Annotated in this window: 22 protein-coding genes and 1 tRNA gene; 12 read left to right on the forward strand and 11 right to left on the reverse strand. The window is 47.4% G+C overall.

Annotated elements, in window-relative coordinates:
• Positions 1-2: 2 nt before the first annotated feature.
• Both yccS and CLR69_RS02500 read right to left on the reverse strand, forming a co-directional pair.
• Positions 3-2,138: a YccS family putative transporter gene (gene yccS / locus CLR69_RS02495; RefSeq protein WP_129711748.1), complete on the reverse strand. Its 2,136-nt coding sequence runs from the start codon at positions 2,136-2,138 to the stop codon at positions 3-5.
• Positions 2,139-2,158: 20 nt separating this feature from the next.
• Positions 2,159-2,605, reverse strand: a complete 447-nt coding sequence (locus tag CLR69_RS02500) for a YccF domain-containing protein (RefSeq protein ID WP_129705899.1) — start codon at positions 2,603-2,605, stop codon at positions 2,159-2,161.
• 184 nt (positions 2,606-2,789) lie between these two features.
• On the opposite strand from CLR69_RS02500, the gene helD reads away from it, so the two are divergent.
• Complete coding sequence (gene helD, locus CLR69_RS02505; RefSeq protein ID WP_129711747.1) at positions 2,790-4,847, forward strand: DNA helicase IV; 2,058 nt, start codon at positions 2,790-2,792, stop codon at positions 4,845-4,847.
• Between the two features lie 121 nt (positions 4,848-4,968).
• Here helD and CLR69_RS02510 read toward each other — a convergent pair whose 3' ends face one another.
• Positions 4,969-5,427, reverse strand: a complete 459-nt coding sequence (locus CLR69_RS02510; protein WP_129705903.1) for a methylglyoxal synthase — start codon at positions 5,425-5,427, stop codon at positions 4,969-4,971.
• A 137-nt stretch (positions 5,428-5,564) separates the two neighbouring features.
• A complete protein-coding gene (locus tag CLR69_RS02515) occupies positions 5,565-6,089 on the reverse strand; it encodes a DUF2057 family protein (RefSeq protein WP_129705905.1) in 525 nt (174 codons plus the stop codon).
• A 195-nt stretch (positions 6,090-6,284) separates the two neighbouring features.
• On the opposite strand from CLR69_RS02515, the gene CLR69_RS02520 reads away from it, so the two are divergent.
• Positions 6,285-6,698 carry a CoA-binding protein gene (locus CLR69_RS02520; RefSeq protein ID WP_129711746.1) on the forward strand — a complete coding sequence of 138 codons (414 nt, stop codon included), beginning with the start codon at positions 6,285-6,287 and terminating at the stop codon, positions 6,696-6,698.
• Between the two features lie 78 nt (positions 6,699-6,776).
• On the opposite strand, the gene hspQ is transcribed toward CLR69_RS02520, so the two are convergent.
• Complete coding sequence (gene hspQ, locus CLR69_RS02525; RefSeq protein WP_048259641.1) at positions 6,777-7,085, reverse strand: heat shock protein HspQ; 309 nt, start codon at positions 7,083-7,085, stop codon at positions 6,777-6,779.
• A 231-nt stretch (positions 7,086-7,316) separates the two neighbouring features.
• Here hspQ and yccX point away from each other — a divergent pair, with 231 nt between their 5' ends.
• A complete protein-coding gene (gene yccX, locus CLR69_RS02530) occupies positions 7,317-7,595 on the forward strand; it encodes an acylphosphatase (protein ID WP_129711745.1) in 279 nt (92 codons plus the stop codon).
• A 10-nt stretch (positions 7,596-7,605) separates the two neighbouring features.
• Here yccX and tusE read toward each other — a convergent pair whose 3' ends face one another.
• Together tusE and yccA are read right to left on the reverse strand one after the other, a co-directional pair.
• A complete protein-coding gene (gene tusE / locus CLR69_RS02535) occupies positions 7,606-7,935 on the reverse strand; it encodes a sulfurtransferase TusE (RefSeq protein ID WP_129705911.1) in 330 nt (109 codons plus the stop codon).
• A 111-nt stretch (positions 7,936-8,046) separates the two neighbouring features.
• Positions 8,047-8,706, reverse strand: a complete 660-nt coding sequence (yccA, locus tag CLR69_RS02540; RefSeq protein WP_129705913.1) for an FtsH protease modulator YccA — start codon at positions 8,704-8,706, stop codon at positions 8,047-8,049.
• 288 nt (positions 8,707-8,994) lie between these two features.
• Here yccA and CLR69_RS02545 point away from each other — a divergent pair.
• A tRNA-Ser gene (locus tag CLR69_RS02545) sits at positions 8,995-9,082 on the forward strand.
• 376 nt (positions 9,083-9,458) lie between these two features.
• On the opposite strand, the gene CLR69_RS02550 is transcribed toward CLR69_RS02545, so the two are convergent.
• Positions 9,459-9,713, reverse strand: a complete 255-nt coding sequence (locus tag CLR69_RS02550; RefSeq protein ID WP_129706304.1) for a biofilm/acid-resistance regulator YmgB/AriR — start codon at positions 9,711-9,713, stop codon at positions 9,459-9,461.
• A gap of 486 nt (positions 9,714-10,199) precedes the next feature.
• Between CLR69_RS02550 and CLR69_RS02555 the strand changes: the two genes are divergently transcribed.
• The 4 genes from CLR69_RS02555 (at position 10,200) to CLR69_RS02570 (ending at position 12,276) form a co-directional block, all read left to right on the forward strand.
• Positions 10,200-10,622: an NUDIX hydrolase gene (locus CLR69_RS02555; RefSeq protein ID WP_129711744.1), complete on the forward strand. Its 423-nt coding sequence runs from the start codon at positions 10,200-10,202 to the stop codon at positions 10,620-10,622.
• A 77-nt stretch (positions 10,623-10,699) separates the two neighbouring features.
• Positions 10,700-11,224 carry an isochorismatase family protein gene (locus tag CLR69_RS02560; RefSeq protein WP_129711743.1) on the forward strand — a complete coding sequence of 175 codons (525 nt, stop codon included), beginning with the start codon at positions 10,700-10,702 and terminating at the stop codon, positions 11,222-11,224.
• Positions 11,225-11,228: 4 nt separating this feature from the next.
• Positions 11,229-11,684 (forward strand): GNAT family N-acetyltransferase, encoded by a 456-nt coding sequence (locus CLR69_RS02565; protein ID WP_129711742.1) that lies wholly within the window; start codon positions 11,229-11,231, stop codon positions 11,682-11,684.
• 163 nt (positions 11,685-11,847) lie between these two features.
• Positions 11,848-12,276 (forward strand): universal stress protein, encoded by a 429-nt coding sequence (locus tag CLR69_RS02570; RefSeq protein WP_129705921.1) that lies wholly within the window; start codon positions 11,848-11,850, stop codon positions 12,274-12,276.
• Between the two features lie 53 nt (positions 12,277-12,329).
• Here the strand turns inward: CLR69_RS02570 and CLR69_RS02575 are convergent, their stop codons facing one another.
• Together CLR69_RS02575 and CLR69_RS02580 are read right to left on the reverse strand one after the other, a co-directional pair.
• On the reverse strand, positions 12,330-12,836 hold the full coding sequence (locus tag CLR69_RS02575) for a 2-thiouracil desulfurase family protein (RefSeq protein ID WP_129705923.1): 507 nt from the start codon (positions 12,834-12,836) through the stop codon (positions 12,330-12,332).
• 83 nt (positions 12,837-12,919) lie between these two features.
• Positions 12,920-13,105: a GhoT/OrtT family toxin gene (locus tag CLR69_RS02580; protein ID WP_129705925.1), complete on the reverse strand. Its 186-nt coding sequence runs from the start codon at positions 13,103-13,105 to the stop codon at positions 12,920-12,922.
• 155 nt (positions 13,106-13,260) lie between these two features.
• Here CLR69_RS02580 and CLR69_RS02585 point away from each other — a divergent pair, with 155 nt between their 5' ends.
• The 3 genes from CLR69_RS02585 (at position 13,261) to CLR69_RS02595 (ending at position 16,631) form a co-directional block, all read left to right on the forward strand.
• The gene (locus tag CLR69_RS02585) at positions 13,261-13,560 is read left to right on the forward strand and encodes a hypothetical protein (protein WP_129705927.1); all 300 of its coding nucleotides are present in this window, start codon (positions 13,261-13,263) and stop codon (positions 13,558-13,560) included.
• A gap of 158 nt (positions 13,561-13,718) precedes the next feature.
• Complete coding sequence (locus CLR69_RS02590) at positions 13,719-14,000, forward strand: hypothetical protein (protein WP_129705929.1); 282 nt, start codon at positions 13,719-13,721, stop codon at positions 13,998-14,000.
• A 963-nt stretch (positions 14,001-14,963) separates the two neighbouring features.
• Positions 14,964-16,631 (forward strand): methyl-accepting chemotaxis protein, encoded by a 1,668-nt coding sequence (locus CLR69_RS02595; RefSeq protein WP_129705931.1) that lies wholly within the window; start codon positions 14,964-14,966, stop codon positions 16,629-16,631.
• Between the two features lie 205 nt (positions 16,632-16,836).
• Here CLR69_RS02595 and CLR69_RS02600 read toward each other — a convergent pair whose 3' ends face one another.
• Positions 16,837-17,739 (reverse strand): LysR family transcriptional regulator, encoded by a 903-nt coding sequence (locus CLR69_RS02600; RefSeq protein WP_129711741.1) that lies wholly within the window; start codon positions 17,737-17,739, stop codon positions 16,837-16,839.
• Positions 17,740-17,881: 142 nt separating this feature from the next.
• Here CLR69_RS02600 and CLR69_RS02605 point away from each other — a divergent pair, with 142 nt between their 5' ends.
• A complete protein-coding gene (locus tag CLR69_RS02605) occupies positions 17,882-18,496 on the forward strand; it encodes an FMN-dependent NADH-azoreductase (RefSeq protein WP_129711740.1) in 615 nt (204 codons plus the stop codon).
• The last annotated feature ends 36 nt before the right edge of the window (positions 18,497-18,532 follow it).

An 18,532-nucleotide genomic window follows, 5' to 3' on the forward strand; every position in this document is an offset into this window, starting at 1 on the left:
TTCTACTGTGTAACCATGTCATTTTTTAGCTGTACGAGTTCGGGTAAGAGGCCGATCAGCAGTCCGACTTGCTGAATAATTAATGACTCTTTGCTGTCTGATTCGGGTGAGAGGGATTGGATGCTGGCGGTAATGGTTTTCAATCCCTGATTGATATGCAAACTGTCCTCTTCGCCGCAGTGTAGCGAGTCATCAACATAGCACACCGCATCATCCAGCAATTGCAGTGTTTCCGATGAGGTGATTTTTCCACGGTGTGCGCCGAGCGTTGAGATATAACTTAACAACGTATGATTTAGGCACATGAAACGAAATGCACTGTCCAGCTTATTCCTGGTGGTGTGGGGTTCAGAAGACATATTTGATACAACGGATGCCAGTTCTGCGTCGCAGTTATGCGCATCACGGCGGGCAATGCGATAAGGCAGGCTATTATCTTTACCTTGATGATACTGAATCATGATCGCATCAAGATAACGGCAGTTGGCATTCAATGTCTTATTGATAACGATGGGTAAACCGCGGAAACGCCAGTCCGGCCAGATAAAGCTCACTGCCGCCCACGCGATGGCACACCCTAACAATGTATCAATAATGCGCGGCACCGCGACTTCAAAACCTTCACCCAATAGATTAAAACAGAGCAGGACAAGCAGCGTAATAAACATGGTCGCATGCGCGTATTGCACGTTGCGAAAGGCAAAAAATAGTACGCCGCTAATGACGATCAGCGTCAGTTGTCCTTCTAGCGAAGGGACGAAATATAGGATGGGAAGGCCAAGCAAAATACCAGTCAATGTCCCGATAACCCTCAGTGTCAGCCGCCGCCGAGTGGCGTTATAGTTGGGTTGGCAAACGAACAAGCTGGTCAGCAGGATCCAATAACCGTGTTGCAAGCCTGTTATCTGAATCAACGCGTAGCCGCTACAGAGCAACACGGACATACGGATGGCATGGCGAAACAGCGCCGACTGCGGCGTCAGATGGCGGCTAATGCGTAAGCGGATATCGCTCCAGCCTGTGATTTTATCATCAGCTAATGTGTTCTCGGGGTTGTTTTCTTGCTCAATGGTCTGCTCGGATTCGATAGTCGCCAACTGAGCATCAATGGCGCGCAGATTGTTCAATAGATAAGTGAGCGCCTTGATTTGCGCGGCATCCGCCATTTTGTTGGCCGCGATACGCGCAATGGCGGATTCGAGATGCACAAAAGCCCGCTCAATACGGCTGTCATGCTGATATTTTTGATGCAGCAAGATAGATTGTGACAATTGCTGACAGGATTTGGCTTGCATGCTGAGTAGGCGTTGGAAGCGAAATAAAACGTCGCTATAGCGCAGTTTTTCACGCAATTGTGGATAGTAAACATGCGATGAGCTGGCTCGTTCGTGAATATCCTGTGCGACAAAATAGTAGTGCAGCGTTTGACGTGTTCCGCGTTGGCCACGATCGCCACGCAGACGCGTCAACAGTGATGATTTGGTCTGATTGAGCGTCGCAACCAATTGACTGTTTGCCATCGCGACGTCAATTAAGGGCTTATCGGTTTCTTCTTCAATATCGGGGTCAAACAGATTGGCTTTTGCATCCAGATAGCGGGACAGTTGCTGGTAGCATTGCGCGAGGTTGTCCTGGAGCGGACGGATTGGGAATATCAGGTGGCCAAACAGCGTAAGTAAATTGTACCACGATGCCCCGATCAGCAGCATGATGGGCTGCTGATACCAGTTGTCATAAAGGGATATTCCCAACATGGTGTAAATCGCGATCAGCAGTGCGCCAAATGCGATAGTTGCATAGCGTTGCCCCAATGCGCCGAGCAGGATAAAGCCACAGGTCGACACTGCCAGACCAAGGCCGAATAGCCAAGGATAGGGGAAAAGCAGTTCGATCGAAACGGAAGCGATGAAAAAACAGGCTAGCGTAATAAACAAATTCCGCAAACGCCCAGTGAGGCGGTCGTCAAGGTCGGTGAGAGCGGCCGCGACGACGCCAAGTGTGACGGGAATGGTTGATGTTGGCTGACCTAGCCACCAGGGGACGGCTGCTGCACCGCTGAGCGCAATGAGGATACGAATGGTGTACAGCCAACTGCTGTTGTACACATAGCGGCGAATTCCTAGGGCAAAGGTGAGCAACGTAATATCCTTAGGTGCCGTTAGCGGTAGTGGCGGCGGGCATTATTTTCCCGTGCAGCCTGCGCAAGTTCGACAGAAACCACACGACGCCCTACTGGCCATAGCGCGATGGCCGCAATTTTAAAGTTGGCGATGCCAACAGGAATGCCAATGATCGTAATGCACTGAGCGATGCCGGTAATAATGTGCGACAGGCAAAGCCACCAGCCAAAGAAAATGAACCAGAAGATATTCAGCAGTGAACCGCCTGCGCTGAGAATCGCGCTCTTTTCATCCGGGCGTAGCTCATCAACATGAATAGCTTCATTGCCATAAGGCAAGAGCGACAGCTTGGTGATTTCCCAGCATGAACGCGTTAGCGGTAAGGTAAAAATCAGCAGCACGCTGACGACTGTTGCCAGAAGCCAGGCTAACGTGGTGAAAAAACCACCCAGTACGAAATTAAGGATGTTCAACACAGTACGCATAGTTTCTCCTGTACTTTAAGGTAACCAAACTCGCTGATGGTAAAAGAATTATCACATTAAGCATCAGGATATCCTAACCTGTTTTTAAGGCTAGAGCGTGAAGTCCGATAGCGGGTAAACTAGGAAATAGAGAAACGACAAAGAATAGACGAATATCCTCTCACATAGTCATGGCGCGAACATCATGGAACTGAAATCTACCTCGTTAGGTAAACATCTGGCTCAGCACCCTTACAATCGGGTGCGGTTACTGAATGCCGGTGTCGAAGTGAGTGGCGATAAGCATGAATACCTGATCCCCTTTAATCAGTTGCTGAGTATTCACTGTAAAAGAGGGTTGGTGTGGGGAGAGCTGGAGTTTGAATTACCGGCTGGAAAAGTGGTGCGTTTGCACGGCACGGAGTGGCAGGAAACGCAGGCTTTTTATCGTCATCTTCTCAAATCCTGGCTCGACTGGAGCGAGGAGATGAGCCTAATCAGCGCGGAGGTTTTACTGCGCCAAACGGACAGTATTCAAGCACTAACGCAGCAGGATAAATGGTTTAGTCGCCAGGCTCTGTCAACATTGCAGAGTGCCATCCGTGATTCGCTTGCGTCTCTGCCTCTGCCGGTTTCCCGATTGGACACTTTTGATAACTGCCGAGATAACTACCAGCACTGCTTACGCTGGCTTGAACAGGGTGATGAAATGCGCACTGCGGCGAATCAGGCATGGATGGATCGCACGCTGTTGGTAGAGCAGCCTTTCTTTGAAACGGTCGAGAGTTCGCCATTAAATGTGTCACAGAGTAAAGCGGTGATTAATGGTGAAGAGGGTGTCCTGGTACTGGCGGGTGCAGGCAGCGGGAAGACCTCCGTGCTGGTGGCTCGAGCTGCATGGTTAATGCATCGACAAGAGGCCACGCCCGACCAGATCTTGTTGCTGGCATTTGGTCGAAAAGCGGCAGAAGAGATGAATGAGCGCATCAATGAGCGGCTCCACACGGATGAAATTCAGGCTAAGACGTTCCATGCTCTGGCATTGCACATCATCCAGCAAGCTAGCCGTAAAGCTCCAATGATAAGCCAGCTCGAAAGTGATGCGAAACAGCGTCGTGAATTGCTAATTTCTCACTGGCAACAGCAATGTGCCGAGAAAAAAACGCAGGCTAACGGATGGCGGCGTTGGTTAACGGAAGAGCTGGAGTGGGATGTGCCAGAAGGTGATTTCTGGAACGATCCGAAGCTGGCAGGTCGGCTGGCTGGGCGACTTGAGCGTTGGTTAGGGCTGATGCGTATGCATGGCGGCAGCCAAAGTGAAATGGTTGAACAAGCACCAGAATCCATTCAGACGGAGTTTCAGCAACGTATTCGACTAATGGCACCGTTGTTGAAAGCTTGGAAAAAAGCACTTAAGGATGAAAATGCGGTCGACTTCTCCGGTCTTATCCATCAGGCGGTGAATTTACTGGATAAAGGGCGTTTTGTGAGCCCCTGGAAACATATTCTGGTGGATGAATTTCAGGACATTTCGCCACAGCGCGCGAGTTTGTTAGCGGCACTGCGCCGACAAAATAGCCGGACCTGTCTTTTTGCCGTAGGAGATGATTGGCAAGCAATTTATCGTTTTAGCGGTGCTGAGCTGGCGTTGACGACGGCGTTTGAACAGCATTTCGGTGTCGGTGAACAGTGTGCATTGGATACGACCTATCGCTTTAATGAACGGATTGGTGAAATTGCCAATACGTTCATACAGCAGAATCCATATCAGTTAAAGAAACCACTGAATAGCCTGAGCAAAGGGGATAAAAAATCCGTAACCATTCTGCCTCAAGATCAGCTGGAGCCACTTCTGGATAAACTGAGTGGCTTTGTTAAGGCTGATGAGCGCATTCTTGTGCTTGCCCGTTATCACCATTTGCGCCCAGCGATTTTAGAAAAAGCGGCGACGAAATGGCCGAAGCTGCACATTGATTTCATGACGGTGCATGCCAGTAAAGGGCAGCAGGCGGAATATGTCATTATCGTGGGTATGCATGAAGGGAAAGATGGTTTCCCGGCTCCGGCAAGAGAGTCTGTGATTGAGGCCGTTCTGTTACCTGAACCTGAAGATTTCCCCGATGCGGAAGAGCGTCGCTTATTGTACGTGGCGTTGACAAGAGCGAAACATCGCGTCTGGTTGCTACAGGATGTGGCAAACCCGTCGGTGTTTGTTGGACATCTTCATCGCTTAGGTGTGCCGACGCAACGTAAGCCGGGATAACCAAACCGGGGTAACCACGCTGAGATAATTCGGCGGGATAACGAAAGTGGAATGAAGCCGTGGAACGGCGAGACCAGCGTCGGATGTATCGCACGCCGCTGGTCCATTTGATGTACTGATATTATTTCAGTCGGTCTTGCAGATAGCGCTGATAATCGGGAATGGCTATTTGAACAGGTTCTTTAAATAGCACTGAGTTGACTAGGAAATCCGCCGTTGCACGGTTGGTAGCAACAGGAATGTTCCAAACTGTCGCGAGTCGCAGTAGCGCCTTTACATCAGGATCGTGGGGCACGGCATTAAGCGGATCCCAAAAGAAGATCATCAAGTCGATTTTCCCTTCGGAGATCAGCGCGCCAACCTGCTGGTCGCCGCCCATTGGCCCACTTAGCATGCTTTTTACGGGCAGACCCGTATTCAACTGGATCAAGTTTCCGGTGGTCCCGGTGGCATAAAGCGTGTGCTCTGTGAGCTGTTGTTTGTTCGTACCAACCCAATCCAATAAAGATTGTTTACAGTGATCGTGTGCTACCAGCGCAATATGTTTTTGCGCGGCGATGGTACGGGTAGTGAACTCCATGGTTACGTCCTTCAATCTGGTGTAGTAAAGCTGACGCTAGGGTAAGGACAGATTACGGAAACGCTGTTTCAGTGCAAAGCGATAAAAGCTGGAAAAGGCGAACGGGTATCAAAAATCTGATGTGACTGCGCGTAAAATCACCAGGTTACCGATTCATTCAGCACGCTAGCAAAACCTGCGACGGAAGCACCTTTCGCCGATGCGTTGTATTCCGACATTTTTCGCTCTATATCGAGTAATTCATTCTCAGCGATAACAAGCGCATCGGTACGTGTGGGGATGACCTGATTTTTTTCATCAAGCAATTGATATTGCGGAAGCGCTGTAAATTTTTGGCGATCCTGAAGGGTTTGCAGCGGCGGCAGTTTAAATGATACCGATGCCACTTTTTCTGTGTTAAATGTCGCAATAAACGTTGAAGGAAAATAGGTCGCTGGCGCACCGGTCTGAGCGTCGACAGTATCGACAACTTTGAACAGAATCTGGTGTTGCCCACTACCAAGTTCGAGGCTATCGGCACCTTTCAGCAACGAGCCTGACATTCTTTGCCCGTCAACCATAAGGAGATTGATCTTCTGATCTAATTTCAACGTTGTTGCCGCGATTGCTGAGGTACTTAAACCAGCAATGAAAAGGCAGACAGTGATGAAGCCGAATTTCATAATTTTCCCAGATGGAACGTAATTTAAGTATTGTTGAGGAATTGTCTGAATGTGTCAAAGGTTTCAATTTGAAACAGGCTGTTATGGCATTTTTCGCCCTATGCGGTATCAGGTCGCGGATTCTTTGCGCCATTTCCCGCTATTTTTAGAATGTGCGATACACTCTAATAAATCACACAAGAGAGGCAGAAGAGCATGAACGACGGTGATATTGAATCTGTGCTGAAAACGGTAAAAACCATTGCATTAGTGGGCGCTAGCGATAAGCCGTCCCGCCCGAGTTATGGTGTAATGGCGTATTTACTTGAGCAGGGTTACGAGGTTATCCCCGTCAGCCCCAAGCTAGCCGGGCAGACTCTCTTGGGCCAAACCGCGTATGCCAGCTTAGCGGATATTCCTAAACCCGTTGATATGGTCGATGTCTTTCGTCAGCCGGAAGCGGCTTATGAGGTTGCTAAAGAGGCCATTGCCATCGGTGCTTCCGTTCTGTGGTTGCAGATTGGCGTCATTAATGAGCAAGCGGCAATTTTGGCGCACGATGCCGGGCTGAAAGTCGTGATGGATCGTTGTCCGAAAATTGAAATCCCACGGCTGGGGTTGGGGAAATAGGTTCAGACACCGGCGATGTGGAATATCACAACATCGCCAATGCTGATTGTGGTCGTCAATATTTGCTTTTGATGAAGGTTAATGGCGCAACTGTGGTGCGCGGCGTTGAATAACCTCGGCCAGTTCGTTTAGTGAAGGATGGTCATGCTCAGAAAGTTCTTCCTTCATCAACTGTGCTTCCGCCAGATAAGTATGTATTGGTTGGCCTTCGTCATCTTCCATCACAACGTGGTACCACGGCTCGGAGCGTGGTGTGTCATTGCCGCTAATTTCTTCCCAGGTGGGCGTTTCTAATGAGTATTCGGGATCGATATCGATAATGACGCCAGGAAATCCCAGAAGTCTATGACGAATCTGCTGTCCGATGCCAAATTTACTAATGATCATATAGCCCCCTGGAAATTGATTACACTTTCTACTCGCTGCGGACTTTGCGAAGGGAGGACAACCGCATCCGATAACGTCTTGTAGCGCACAGAGGTTTTTCAAACGATGACGCCATGTGCTCGTCGGTGAATCACTGGCTGAACACATTATTAACAGTATGGTGTAAATTTTTAGAAGATACAGTCCAGTTAATGAAATGTTGTGGAGTTGTCTGGGCGAGAAGGGGGAAAGATGGAAAAGATAGCGACGGCGGCTTATGTTTACGGTGTGGTTCAGGGCGTCGGCTTTCGTTACAGCACGCAACACCATGCCACACAGCTTGGACTCAGTGGATATGCGCGCAATTGTGATGATGGCAGCGTAGAAGTCGTGGCAAGCGGCGAGCCTTATGCAGTAGATGCGTTGATTGAGTGGCTAAAGCAAGGCGGCCCACGAAGCGCCAGGGTGGATAAGGTGCTTATTGAGCCACATAGCAAGACGGACTATAAAGGTTTTACGATCCGCTATTGATACTGGGGTGTTAGATGCACTTCACGGGTTTGGGTAAGCCAGCGATTTTGGTTGCCTGCTTTGCCGGGCCTTTGGGAAACAGTTTATACAGGTAGCGGCTATTTCCTTTCTCTTCACCATATTTTTGCGCCATTGCTTTAACCAACATACGTATAGCAGGTGAGGTGTTGAACTCCTGATAAAAATTTCGCACAAACCGAACGACTTCCCAATGTGGTTCTGTCAACTCAATGCCTTCCTGCTCAGCTAACACAGGAGCCAACGCTTCACTCCACGCTGTACTGTCCATCAGGTAACCCTGCGCGTCTGTTGCGATCGTTCGCCCTTCAAACTCCAACATCTTCTTCCTCGCCTGCGATATTTCAGCCTGCAGTTTAACAAATTTTTCTGTCTATACCGGAATAAAAAAAGCCCCAACATTGGGGCTTTCTCGGTGTGGCGATTAGCGAAACTAGTCGTTACGCATGATGCCCAGAATACTCAGCAGGCTAACGAAGATGTTGTATATCGCCACATACAGGCTAACTGTCGCCCGGATATAGTTGGTTTCGCCACCGTGAATGATGTTACTGGTTTCCCACAGGATGGCACCCGCAGAGAACAGAATAAACAGCACACTGATCGCCAGGTGTAAGGCTGGAATCTGTAGGAACAGATTGGCAATGACAGCAACAATCAGTACAACGAATCCAGCCATCATCATTCCGGACAGGAAGGACATATCCTTGCGTGTCGTTAACACATAGGCTGAACAGCAGAAGAACACCAGTGCTGTACCGCCTAGTGCTAACATGACAATGTCGCCTGCGCCGGAAGAAATCAGCGAGCTTAAAATTGGGCCCAGCGTATAACCCATAAATCCGGTCAGTGCGAATGCTGCCAAAATACCTGCAGGGCTGTTCGCCAGTTTATGGGTCAGGAACATCAGACCATAAAACCCAACTAGCATCAGGATTAAGCCGGGTGCAGGCAGGTTAAGTACAGTACTGACCGTCGCGGTAACGGCGGAGAAACCCAGCGTCAGCGACAGCAGGAAATAGGTATTACGCAGCACTTTATGAGTGCTGAGTAGCGAACTTTCACGGGTAGAGGAAACAACAATACGATCCATATCAGCGACTCTCTCTTCAGGGTGCTATTATCCAATGTCAAAGAATAAATAGTTGCAGGACGTTATTAAAGATGGTTTACCCTTCTTTACGCTGCCAATTAGCCATACTTAGTGCCAGTGCTCGTGTTTTGTTATGCAATTCGTATGATGGTGGAGATAAATTGCTCTATTTTATGCACCGCATGACGATTTTGCGTTCAATTACGCTGTGTTAGATTATTTTTCAGGCAATTGAGCGCTGTGATGCTTTACAAGATCCCACACACTGTTTATAGTGCGCGTCATTGCGGAGGAGTGGCCGAGTGGTTGAAGGCACCGGTCTTGAAAACCGGCGACGCGAAAGTGTTCTAGAGTTCGAATCTCTACTCCTCCGCCAAAAAAATTCAACGGGTTAGCTTAGGCTAGCCCGTTTTCGTTTTTGCTATCGAATAGATATCGCGTTTTGCATTATAGTGTTTTTGCTTCTATTTAAGTCGGTATTCAATGGCATAAAATATGCGCGAATGTCGTGCGGAATTTTTCCGCTGGTTATTCACTCTGAAATGAATACTAACGATTGGCAAAAAATAACTATATATCATGCTGAGTTTTAAATACGTCATTTTTAATAGATAATAAAAGCATGACAATGAATGTATCTCCACGTTTTCACAATGCTCTATTCATTATCGACGGTGCCATAGGTTAAATAAAATAGCATCCCGGCAATATGTAAATCTTACCAGAGTTTTTTGAATGTATTTATGGGGGTGTTAAATCAGGAAGTCATCCTGAGTTTTATAAACTATCAAATCTAGCAGTGTGCGATATTTTTCCTGAAAAGCGGCATTAGCCTCTGTCTCAATTTTGTGAATTAATTTGGCAATGATGGCCTTATTGCTGACGGAATGGCCTGATTGGATGATCTCTTCCACAATGTTGCCGAGCATTTCCATATCGCTGATCTGAGCGTCCAGGCCAAGGACATCAGATATTGGAAGCTCGTTTTGGGGCATCTCTGAATGCATTGCTTCTCCTCCCTTTCGTGCTTTGGACATAGTTTATGCACACACCACCAGACAGCGTTAATTGTCTATCCGCCAGACATGAAGAAATGGCTAGTTAACTTTAGTCGATCGTACGCATAAAACCAGTCGATAAGATAAATAAACACAGCGTTACTTAGCGATCCTTTTGGGGGCGAAAGGATGACGGCGATCAATGGTCAGGCTGATAAATATGAATTTATCGTTTTCCCGTAACATTATGTCTGAAATAATTAGGCGATACGCATGACTTCAATAAGTTAAACATGATGAGATGAAAGGAGACTGGGGAAAGTATTAACTGAACATAAAAACTATTAATGCATTTTTATTAAGTCCGATCAGATTCCTAGCTGTGTAAGAAGATGACATTTTTCTGTAGTACACGCTGTTTAGCAACATGTCCGCCACACTCACATATGTCCGCCACACTTACATTTAGTGCCGTAGTTTACCTGGAGCATTAGCATGCAAAAGATCAGAGCAAAAGCTGTTTGTCTTTTCCGCAATGATGGCAAAATTCTGTTAGCAGAAGGGTATGATCCCATAAAAGATGAACATTATGTCTTGCCACTCGGTGGTGGCATTGATTTTGGCGAATTGTCGCAGGCGGCGGCGGAAAGAGAAGTCCTGGAGGAAATTAGCATAGCGGCCAGGGACTTTGTGCTATTAGGCGTTTCAGAAAATATTTTTTCGTATAATGGCAAGCCTGGGCATGAAATTGTCTTTGTCTATGAGGCTCGCTTTCAGGATGAGTCGTTTTATCAGCAAGATATCATTCATGGCATAGAGAGCAACGGTGTTCCGATCCTGACCCGCTGGTTTGATATTGATTTGCTGCGCTCTGGGAAAATCAACTTTTATCCTCATGGTATAGTGGACATGATCTAGCGGGTGTCGAACTGCTGGGATGATGGCACGCTACTGCCTCCATTATGCTGATATTAAGCGCCTAAAAAGGAAAGAAAATGCAGGTTTTGATAGTCATTGATATGCAGAATGCGGTGTTTGCAACGCCAAGAGCGCAACAAGCGCAGACCGTCGCATTGATAAATCAACTTTCAGGCGCAGCAGATCGGACAATTTTCATTCAGCATGAAGAGGATGGCATGCTGTCGGGCAGTGAGGGATGGCAGTTATTACCTGAAATCTATCAACCCGAAGGCAGTTTGTTTGTCACTAAAACGGCGTGCGATGCGTTTTACCGTACGCCGCTAGCTGATGTGTTGGCTGATCTAGGGGTAAACCATCTTACGATTTGTGGATGTGCGACGGATTATTGTGTTGATGCAACCATTAAAAATGCGGCCAGCCGAGGCTATGGGTTGACGGTTGCTTCTGATGCGCACACGACGGCCAATCGCGGTGAGCTGAAAGCAGAGCAATTAGTTACGCACTACAATGATGTGTGGCGGAATTTTATTATTCCAGATAACACGATTACGGTAGAAACAACGGAAGATATCGTTGCTTCTTGGAAGATGAACCGCTAGCCCTATGTTGAATATTATTTCTGTCAGAAATCGCCCCGAATACAAAGGGCGGGCGATCCATTATTTCCAACGCCATTGGGCGTCAGATGAAACGCTGATGCTTTATGAAGATTGTATCAGCCACTGCATTGATGCCGACAATCCATTACCTGATTGGTATTTGATGGAAAAAGAGGGACATATCATTGGTGGTGCGGGGTTAATTACCAATGATTTTATCAGCCGTATGGATCTTTATCCGTGGCTGTGTGCGCTTTATGTTGAAGAGCGTCATCGCGGTAAGGGTTATGCAGGGCAGTTGATCGAACATGTTGTTCAGCAAACCCACCGGGCTGGTTTTTCTAAGCTGCATTTATGCACTGAACTGATCGATTTTTATGAACGCTATGGGTTTCACTTTACTGGAATGGGCTATCACCCTTGGGGTGAATCATCACGCATTTATACCCGAGCGCTTTAAACGTAAATGGGGGATGTTAACGGCGCACGTGATGCGTCTATCTGGTTAAAAATTGCGGGCAACATGCGTAAAAGTGAACGGGATCATATTCTGCTGCTGATGAGCAGACTACGCTTCTTACATACTGACAGGTAATCAGTTATCCACGTAGGGGGAGGTGATTATGTACACGAGCATCTTGGTGCCAGTCGATATAGAAGAAGATGAACTCACCGCACACGCGCTGATGCATGCAGTCAGGTTGGCTAAAATGTCGGGTGCCGCAATACACCTCTTTCATTCCCTCCCGGATGCGTCGGCATTTTTATCTGCTTATTCATTTGGCATAAAAGAGTTTGAAAATGAAGCGGTGGTGAAAGCGAATGACAAGCTGAAATCACTGATGAAAACGATTGATCTTCCCGCATCGCGTTTGTCATACAGTGTGAGCTTCGGATCGGCGAGAGACGAAGTGTTATCGCTGGCAGAGGAAATTAATGCAGATTTGATCATAATCGGTTCACGCCGACCAGATGTGAAAACCTATCTGCTGGGATCAAATGCTGCTGCGATCGTTCGTCATGCGAAGATGTCAGTACTCGTTGTCCGTTAGTTTTTACATAACGCTGCTGTTGCGTTGAGAGTTGGTGACGGGCAGCAGCAACGCTATGCGTTAGCATGGCGATCGTAATATTCAACACGTTCGATCAACGACTCGATCTCGCGATCGGAAAATACCTCGATACCGTGGTGACGCAGCAACTCTGCGGTAACGCCATTACCTGTCGTTTGTGAACCATCAAATCGCCCGCTGTATATGAGGTTGCTGCCACAGGATGGGCTCCCGTCTGTAAGAAGGGCGAAGCGGCAGTTATGCTGCTGTGCCATTTGCAGCGTTAGCCAGGCACCGAGAATATAGCGCTCGGTCACATCACCTCCGGTTGCTTCAATAACTTTGGCCCCAGCCTGGATAACCGAATTGCCTGCGGAGGCCGGAATAATCTCTGCTGAAGGTCTGGGGGTTGGGAAACCCGCCGCCAATTCCGGGCAAAATGTAATCAGTCGTGCCTGTTGTCGCCATTGGTCAAGATAGTCGCCGACAGATTTTTTTTCAGTGCCATTATAACGAACAGGGAAGCCAGCCAGACAGGCGCTGATTAGAATGTTACTCATGGTGGGGCATTCCCTCTAAAAGGCGAGCATAGGTGTTGCGACATTGAATCATAAAGCATGTTGTCTGGAAGAGAAGCGCCGTTTCAAAAGATGGAGAACAGCAGGACAACAGGGAAGCTTAATGGCCAGGTTAGACCTACCATTAACGAAGCAAAGAATCGAATGAACAGAGATTTGTCTTTACTTAACAAGAAAGTAACGATCAGGGAAACGAAAAAACCGATCGTGTAGGTAAGTTTAATGAGTTCCCAGAGGGAGTGATGTGGCACGTTTGTTTCCTTTTATCCTCGAAGCGCCTGCATTTTATGTTGTTAATATTTTATGATCAATTTTTTAACCCATAATGGGTAGGCGTGATGCATCGTTCTACCGCGCGCATTTTGTACTACAGTTATTATCCTCTGGTTAAAATGAGACTTTCGGTATGAAAACAACGCTGGCTGTTGCTATGGCGTGTGCCATGGCTCTGCTTTCTTTTTCTACACCTAGTATGGCGAAAAATTCTCGGATTTCTGATGAGCAGATCAAAGAAAAGATTATTCAGGAATCAATTTCATCTTATTCCGGCAATTGCCCTTGTCCTTATAATTCAGCACGTAATGGTAGCCAGTGCGGTAAACGTAGCGCATGGAGTCGGGTTGGAGGCTATTCGCCAATTTGTTACAAAGACGATGTAACCAGAAAAATGATTGCTGACTGGAGAATGAAAAATGGAAATAGATGACATTTGGTCAGGAAATAAAAATAGCGGAATAATAGTCTCTTTGCTAATAAATTAATTAAACTATTTTTGTGACAGAAATATTAAATTTTTATTTCAGTATGGACATTGTAGGCTAGCTGTCATAGCTTACTATTTTACCCCATGAGAAAGGTAATAAAATGAGTGAGATATCTAGCCTGTCCCTGAAAATTTCCTCAGAGCTGAAAGAAAAAATCAAAGCCGCTGCTCTGGAAAATGAAGTGTCCCTCAGTGCAGAAGTTAGCGCACGGTTGCTGAGAAGTTTTGATGAAAGTCACCAATCCTCTGAGTTGTCTCCTGAATCGGTGGATAGTCAGGGTACAGAAGAAGTCGGTACAGAGGCTCCGTTGACGCAGAAAGAACTCAAGAAACTCCGGGAATTACTGAAAGGTAAATCCAAAACCACGTCCAAGAAAAAGTAATGTTGGAATGTGTTTCTGATCTCTGATTGTTTCAAAGAATAGATAACAAAATTAAATTACCCAGCCATCTTGATGAAAAGGTGGCTGGGTGAGTTTTTTCTCCATGTTTGTATATATCCTCAATAATTCGAGTTTCAGGACAAAACGTTAGCGTTTTGAACAACGCAAGGCATTGACCCTCAAGTGCGCCGAGTACCGTAGACAATGTACATGCAACTTGCAGTATACCGGATATAGTAAGTTCAAATCACTGGAACGAACGCCTCGACACTATTTGTTTAATCCCATACATATCTCTATTCCGCATATGTGCTATCACATAAATTCAGATCATGTTTATTTAAATGTATAACAAATTGTTATTATTTATTTTTTACTTCATTGTTATATTCTAAATACAATATTTATTTCTCTAAAAAATGCATACCTTGTAAATAGATAGATTGTGATAAAATGATCGATTAAATAGATATTGGAGTCATAAGTTAGAAAATATAAAGTTTATCTACAAAAGGCCGATACCGCCTTCGGCGTAAGGAAAATTTGTTCTGATTTGTATTCGTTCCTTACCGCTGCTATTAAACCATAATTTTAGTGACGGTAATTCTCCTAGATTTTATGGGACATGGGAATGTAAACAGTCAGGCCATGGTACGGTAAAGTGCGGTGAAAGATGAGGGGTAAAGGATGACGTTTTTTCTACTGCCAGTATGTGCAGAAGTCTGGTATCGCACGCTGTATCTGGTTAGACCAATTCGACTGCGCCACGATGGATGTGGTTTGCCGAGCATGTCTACCTACATATTGTTTATGTTTCTCACCAGGGCATATAAATGATCTGTCCTGAGATGTGTACTTTTTGTTATGAAAAAATTATTGGAGCTATCTGTATTTATTGAATAAATATTAATTTTTTAATTATATATTTTATACAGATAGAGAAAATTAATTAAGGAGATGTTAATGGGTTTATCCAACTGGCGTATAGGATATCGATTAGGGGCAGGGTTTTCTTTTCTGGTATTAATGCTTTTGATCATTGGCAGTGTTGCAATTTCAAAACTCAGTGATTTTCACGAAAAAATGGATGATATTGTTTCGCAAAATTATCCACTAACCGTCAAAAGTAATAAGCTCATTGATGAGTTGAATGGTTACCTCAATAATCAGCAACTGCTGCTATTACTCAAATCAGAAAGTGAAATCAATAAACAGTTGGCGCTAAACAAAGAGCGTTCAGGAAAAATATCTGAACTTATGGAATATTTAAACAAATCCGTAAATGATGATAAGTCTGTTGCTGTACTACGTGATATCGGTGACATCCGACGCGATTTCCTTGGGTCAGCGAATAAGCTCTCTTCACTGATCTCGGCTGGGAATACCGATGCCGCTGCTGAAGAGTACTTCAATGTAACGCGTGTTACTCAGGCGAAATATACTAGCAAAGTCAACGAATTCATCAATATACAGGATGATAAAATGTCATCCTCAGCGCAAGAAGTGAGCGACAGCTATAAAAATGCGCTGATGGTGCTTGCCACGATCATTTTAATCAGTGCGCTGGCTGGGTTGATTATTGCATCATTGATTACCCGCAGCGTAACCCAACCGCTAAAAGAAGCTCTTGGGGTTGCCGAAAATGTCGCGAAAGGCGATCTGACTTCTGAAATTTATACCGATCGCAAAGATGAGACGGGCCAGTTGCTATCCGCCTTGAATAATATGAACGGTAGCCTGAGACAGATTGTCAGCCAGGTGCGTGACGGTGCAGAAACGATCTCCAGTGCGGCTTCGCAAATTGCCGCGGGGAATCAGGATTTATCCGCCAGAACGGAAGAGCAGGCAAGCTCGCTGGAAGAAACGGCGTCATCAATGGAACAGTTGACCTCGACGATAAGAAATACTGCGGATAATACGACCCAGGCGACAGACCTTGCTGCCAGCGCTTCTGAAACGGTGAAGAAAAGCGGCGCGATGATGGAAACGGTAACGCAGGAAATGCGCGGCATCCGCGATTCGTCACAGCGTATGGCGGAAATTATCGGCGTGATTGATGGGATTGCTTTCCAAACCAATATACTGGCGCTGAATGCGGCCGTTGAGGCGGCACGTGCTGGTGAACAGGGTAGAGGGTTTGCTGTTGTCGCCAGTGAGGTCCGAGCGCTGGCCCAGCGAAGCGCTACGGCGGCAAAAGAAATTAAAGAACTGATCGATGACTCGTTCAAGAAAGTACAGGACGGTATGGGTTTGGTCGAAGAAACTGGCGTCACGATGAATTCTCTGGTGACAAACGTGCAGGGTGTAACGGGAATCATCAGCGAAATTGCACAGGCTAGCCGTGAGCAAAGTGATGGAATCAACCAGATTAACCTGGCTGTTGGACAGATCGATACCACAACTCAGCAAAACGCCGCGCTAGTTGAAGAATCCGCTGCGGCTGCTCTCTCTTTGCAGGATCAAGCAGATAGTCTTGCGCGGACGGTTAGCGTATTCAACCTTGGCTCATCTTATAAAAGTGCCGCCTTAAAAAATAGAAAAGTGGAAACCCCTGCGCTGGCTGCACCTAAAAATAGCCGTGCAGAAAAAACGTCTGCTAAAGGCGAATTAGCAGACTGGACTACGTTCTAATCCCTTGTCGCTAATTGTGTATTGCTGATTGACCGCTATTGTGTTGCACAATGGCGGTTTTTTTATTTCACGCTGACTCCAGCACCGAGTTTCGCTGGACGTGGTTTGATGAATTTGGCCCCAAGCCATCGGAATCGTGATGGGGCGCGTTTGTTGATGGCCCCATGTCGTCGAGCGCAGATTGATAAGTAAGTTCGAAAGCCTACTAATGATGCTTGGAGCAGGCCATGATTCGTTCGATGAGCCAACGCCCTGCTGGGCCAGGTGGTGCGTCAACTCTATAGACAGCAGACATCAACATACTGACTCCGCTAGCAGGCTCTTCCTCAATGCGAAGTCGCACCAGTTTCCCGCTATCCAGATCCGCCTGGACCGCGTGCAGCGGCATACCTCCCCAGCCCAGTCCATTGAGTAGAAATGCGCGCTTGGCGAATAGATCGGCGAGCTTCCAGGTATTGGGGGAAAACACGCCGAAATCACGACCTTTCGACAGGTCAGATCGGTCTGTAAGCACCAATTGGACGTGCTTGGCTAGTTCGCCGTGAGAAATAACACCCTGATGGGCGGATAGGGGGTGATCGGCGGCGGCTACCATGGCGAAGGCTATGTTTACCAGGGGCTCAGTTACGATGCCGGGCGGCGTTAATGGCACAAAACCGACGATGCCTACGCTGGCCTGCCGATCAAGCACTGGCTTGAAGGTTGCTCCCAACGCTTCCACGTATACGCGCAAGGGAACTGCCGGGAACTGCTCGCGAAATTCCCAGGCTATGGCTGCAAGCGCTTCGATGGGGAAGAAGACATCCACTACCACCGACAACTCTGGTTCCAGTCCTGCAGCCATACCCTTGGCACGCGACTTCATCAAATTAACGCCTGCCAAGATCTCCCGCGCATTCTCAAGCAGGGCCGTGCCTGCGGCAGTCAACCGTGGATAGCGGCCAGTGCGATCGAACAACGGTACACCTAGCTGTTCCTCCAGACCGCGAACTAGCTCGCTGATGGCTGATTGCGCTCGGCCCAGACGACGACCGGCCGCTGAGAAGCTACCTTCATCGACTGCAGCCACGAACGTTCTGAGTTGGTCAAGTGACACGCCTTCCAGCATAGAGCCTCCATATACAAAGCATCTGAATTTCAGATGGTATGTATAGGAATATAGCGTCTATTCAGATGTTTCGCAGCATGGAATTATGTCAGTGCCCGAACTGCCTATGCTCGGTAATGCCATATCTCACTGGAGAAATATCATGACAACCATTCTGCACATCGATTCCAGCATCCTTGGTGACTATTCCGTCAGTCGAAGCCTCACGGCGGAAATCGTCGATAAACAACTGACACTCCATCCTAGTGCGACGGTCCTCCGCCGCGACCTCGTGGAGGATGCCTTGCTGCATCTCAGCCCCAGCCATCTCGCCGTCTTCCAGGGCGCAGCGCAGCCCTCTCCAGAACTCGGCCAAGACATCGCGCAGGGCAGTGGCTACATCGACGAACTGCTCGCCGCCAATATCATCGTCATTGGTTCACCCATGTACAACTTCTCGATTCCCAGCCAGCTCAAGGGATGGCTGGACCGAGTACTCGTTGCGGGCCGTACTTTTCGTTACACCGATTACGGTCCCGAGGGGCTGCTTCCCAAGGGCAAAAAGGTGTTTATTGCTTCGACCCGAGGTGGCATCTATACGGGCGCAAACCCACTAGCTGGCCTCGATCACCAGGAAAGTCTGTTGATAGCGGCGCTCCACTTTATCGGTCTGACTGATGTGACCGTTGTTCGTGCTGAAGGTCTCGCTCTTGGTGATGATGCCAAAGGGGCGGCCATCGCTCAGGCTAAGAGCACTATCGCCGCGATTTCAGCCTAACCACTACTGCTGCCCGTGCCCACGGCCATGGCTGAC

Source organism: Pectobacterium zantedeschiae (genome assembly GCF_004137795.1).
GTDB classification, from domain to species: domain Bacteria; phylum Pseudomonadota; class Gammaproteobacteria; order Enterobacterales; family Enterobacteriaceae; genus Pectobacterium; species Pectobacterium zantedeschiae.

What these genes read in the sequence shown, in the direction of transcription:
- CLR69_RS02500 (WP_129705899.1), bottom strand. Translation starts at nt 2,605, where the DNA reads ATGCGTACTGTGTTGAACATCCTTAATTTCGTACTGGGTGGTTTTTTC.
- helD (WP_129711747.1), top strand. Translation starts at nt 2,790, where the DNA reads ATGGAACTGAAATCTACCTCGTTAGGTAAACATCTGGCTCAGCACCCT.
- CLR69_RS02510 (WP_129705903.1), bottom strand. Translation starts at nt 5,427, where the DNA reads ATGGAGTTCACTACCCGTACCATCGCCGCGCAAAAACATATTGCGCTG.
- CLR69_RS02515 (WP_129705905.1), bottom strand. Translation starts at nt 6,089, where the DNA reads ATGAAATTCGGCTTCATCACTGTCTGCCTTTTCATTGCTGGTTTAAGT.
- CLR69_RS02520 (WP_129711746.1), top strand. Translation starts at nt 6,285, where the DNA reads ATGAACGACGGTGATATTGAATCTGTGCTGAAAACGGTAAAAACCATT.
- hspQ (WP_048259641.1), bottom strand. Translation starts at nt 7,085, where the DNA reads ATGATCATTAGTAAATTTGGCATCGGACAGCAGATTCGTCATAGACTT.
- yccX (WP_129711745.1), top strand. Translation starts at nt 7,317, where the DNA reads ATGGAAAAGATAGCGACGGCGGCTTATGTTTACGGTGTGGTTCAGGGC.
- tusE (WP_129705911.1), bottom strand. Translation starts at nt 7,935, where the DNA reads ATGTTGGAGTTTGAAGGGCGAACGATCGCAACAGACGCGCAGGGTTAC.
- yccA (WP_129705913.1), bottom strand. Translation starts at nt 8,706, where the DNA reads ATGGATCGTATTGTTGTTTCCTCTACCCGTGAAAGTTCGCTACTCAGC.
- CLR69_RS02550 (WP_129706304.1), bottom strand. Translation starts at nt 9,713, where the DNA reads ATGCATTCAGAGATGCCCCAAAACGAGCTTCCAATATCTGATGTCCTT.
- CLR69_RS02555 (WP_129711744.1), top strand. Translation starts at nt 10,200, where the DNA reads ATGCAAAAGATCAGAGCAAAAGCTGTTTGTCTTTTCCGCAATGATGGC.
- CLR69_RS02560 (WP_129711743.1), top strand. Translation starts at nt 10,700, where the DNA reads ATGCAGGTTTTGATAGTCATTGATATGCAGAATGCGGTGTTTGCAACG.
- CLR69_RS02565 (WP_129711742.1), top strand. Translation starts at nt 11,229, where the DNA reads ATGTTGAATATTATTTCTGTCAGAAATCGCCCCGAATACAAAGGGCGG.
- CLR69_RS02570 (WP_129705921.1), top strand. Translation starts at nt 11,848, where the DNA reads ATGTACACGAGCATCTTGGTGCCAGTCGATATAGAAGAAGATGAACTC.
- CLR69_RS02575 (WP_129705923.1), bottom strand. Translation starts at nt 12,836, where the DNA reads ATGAGTAACATTCTAATCAGCGCCTGTCTGGCTGGCTTCCCTGTTCGT.
- CLR69_RS02585 (WP_129705927.1), top strand. Translation starts at nt 13,261, where the DNA reads ATGAAAACAACGCTGGCTGTTGCTATGGCGTGTGCCATGGCTCTGCTT.
- CLR69_RS02590 (WP_129705929.1), top strand. Translation starts at nt 13,719, where the DNA reads ATGAGTGAGATATCTAGCCTGTCCCTGAAAATTTCCTCAGAGCTGAAA.
- CLR69_RS02595 (WP_129705931.1), top strand. Translation starts at nt 14,964, where the DNA reads ATGGGTTTATCCAACTGGCGTATAGGATATCGATTAGGGGCAGGGTTT.
- CLR69_RS02600 (WP_129711741.1), bottom strand. Translation starts at nt 17,739, where the DNA reads ATGCTGGAAGGCGTGTCACTTGACCAACTCAGAACGTTCGTGGCTGCA.
- CLR69_RS02605 (WP_129711740.1), top strand. Translation starts at nt 17,882, where the DNA reads ATGACAACCATTCTGCACATCGATTCCAGCATCCTTGGTGACTATTCC.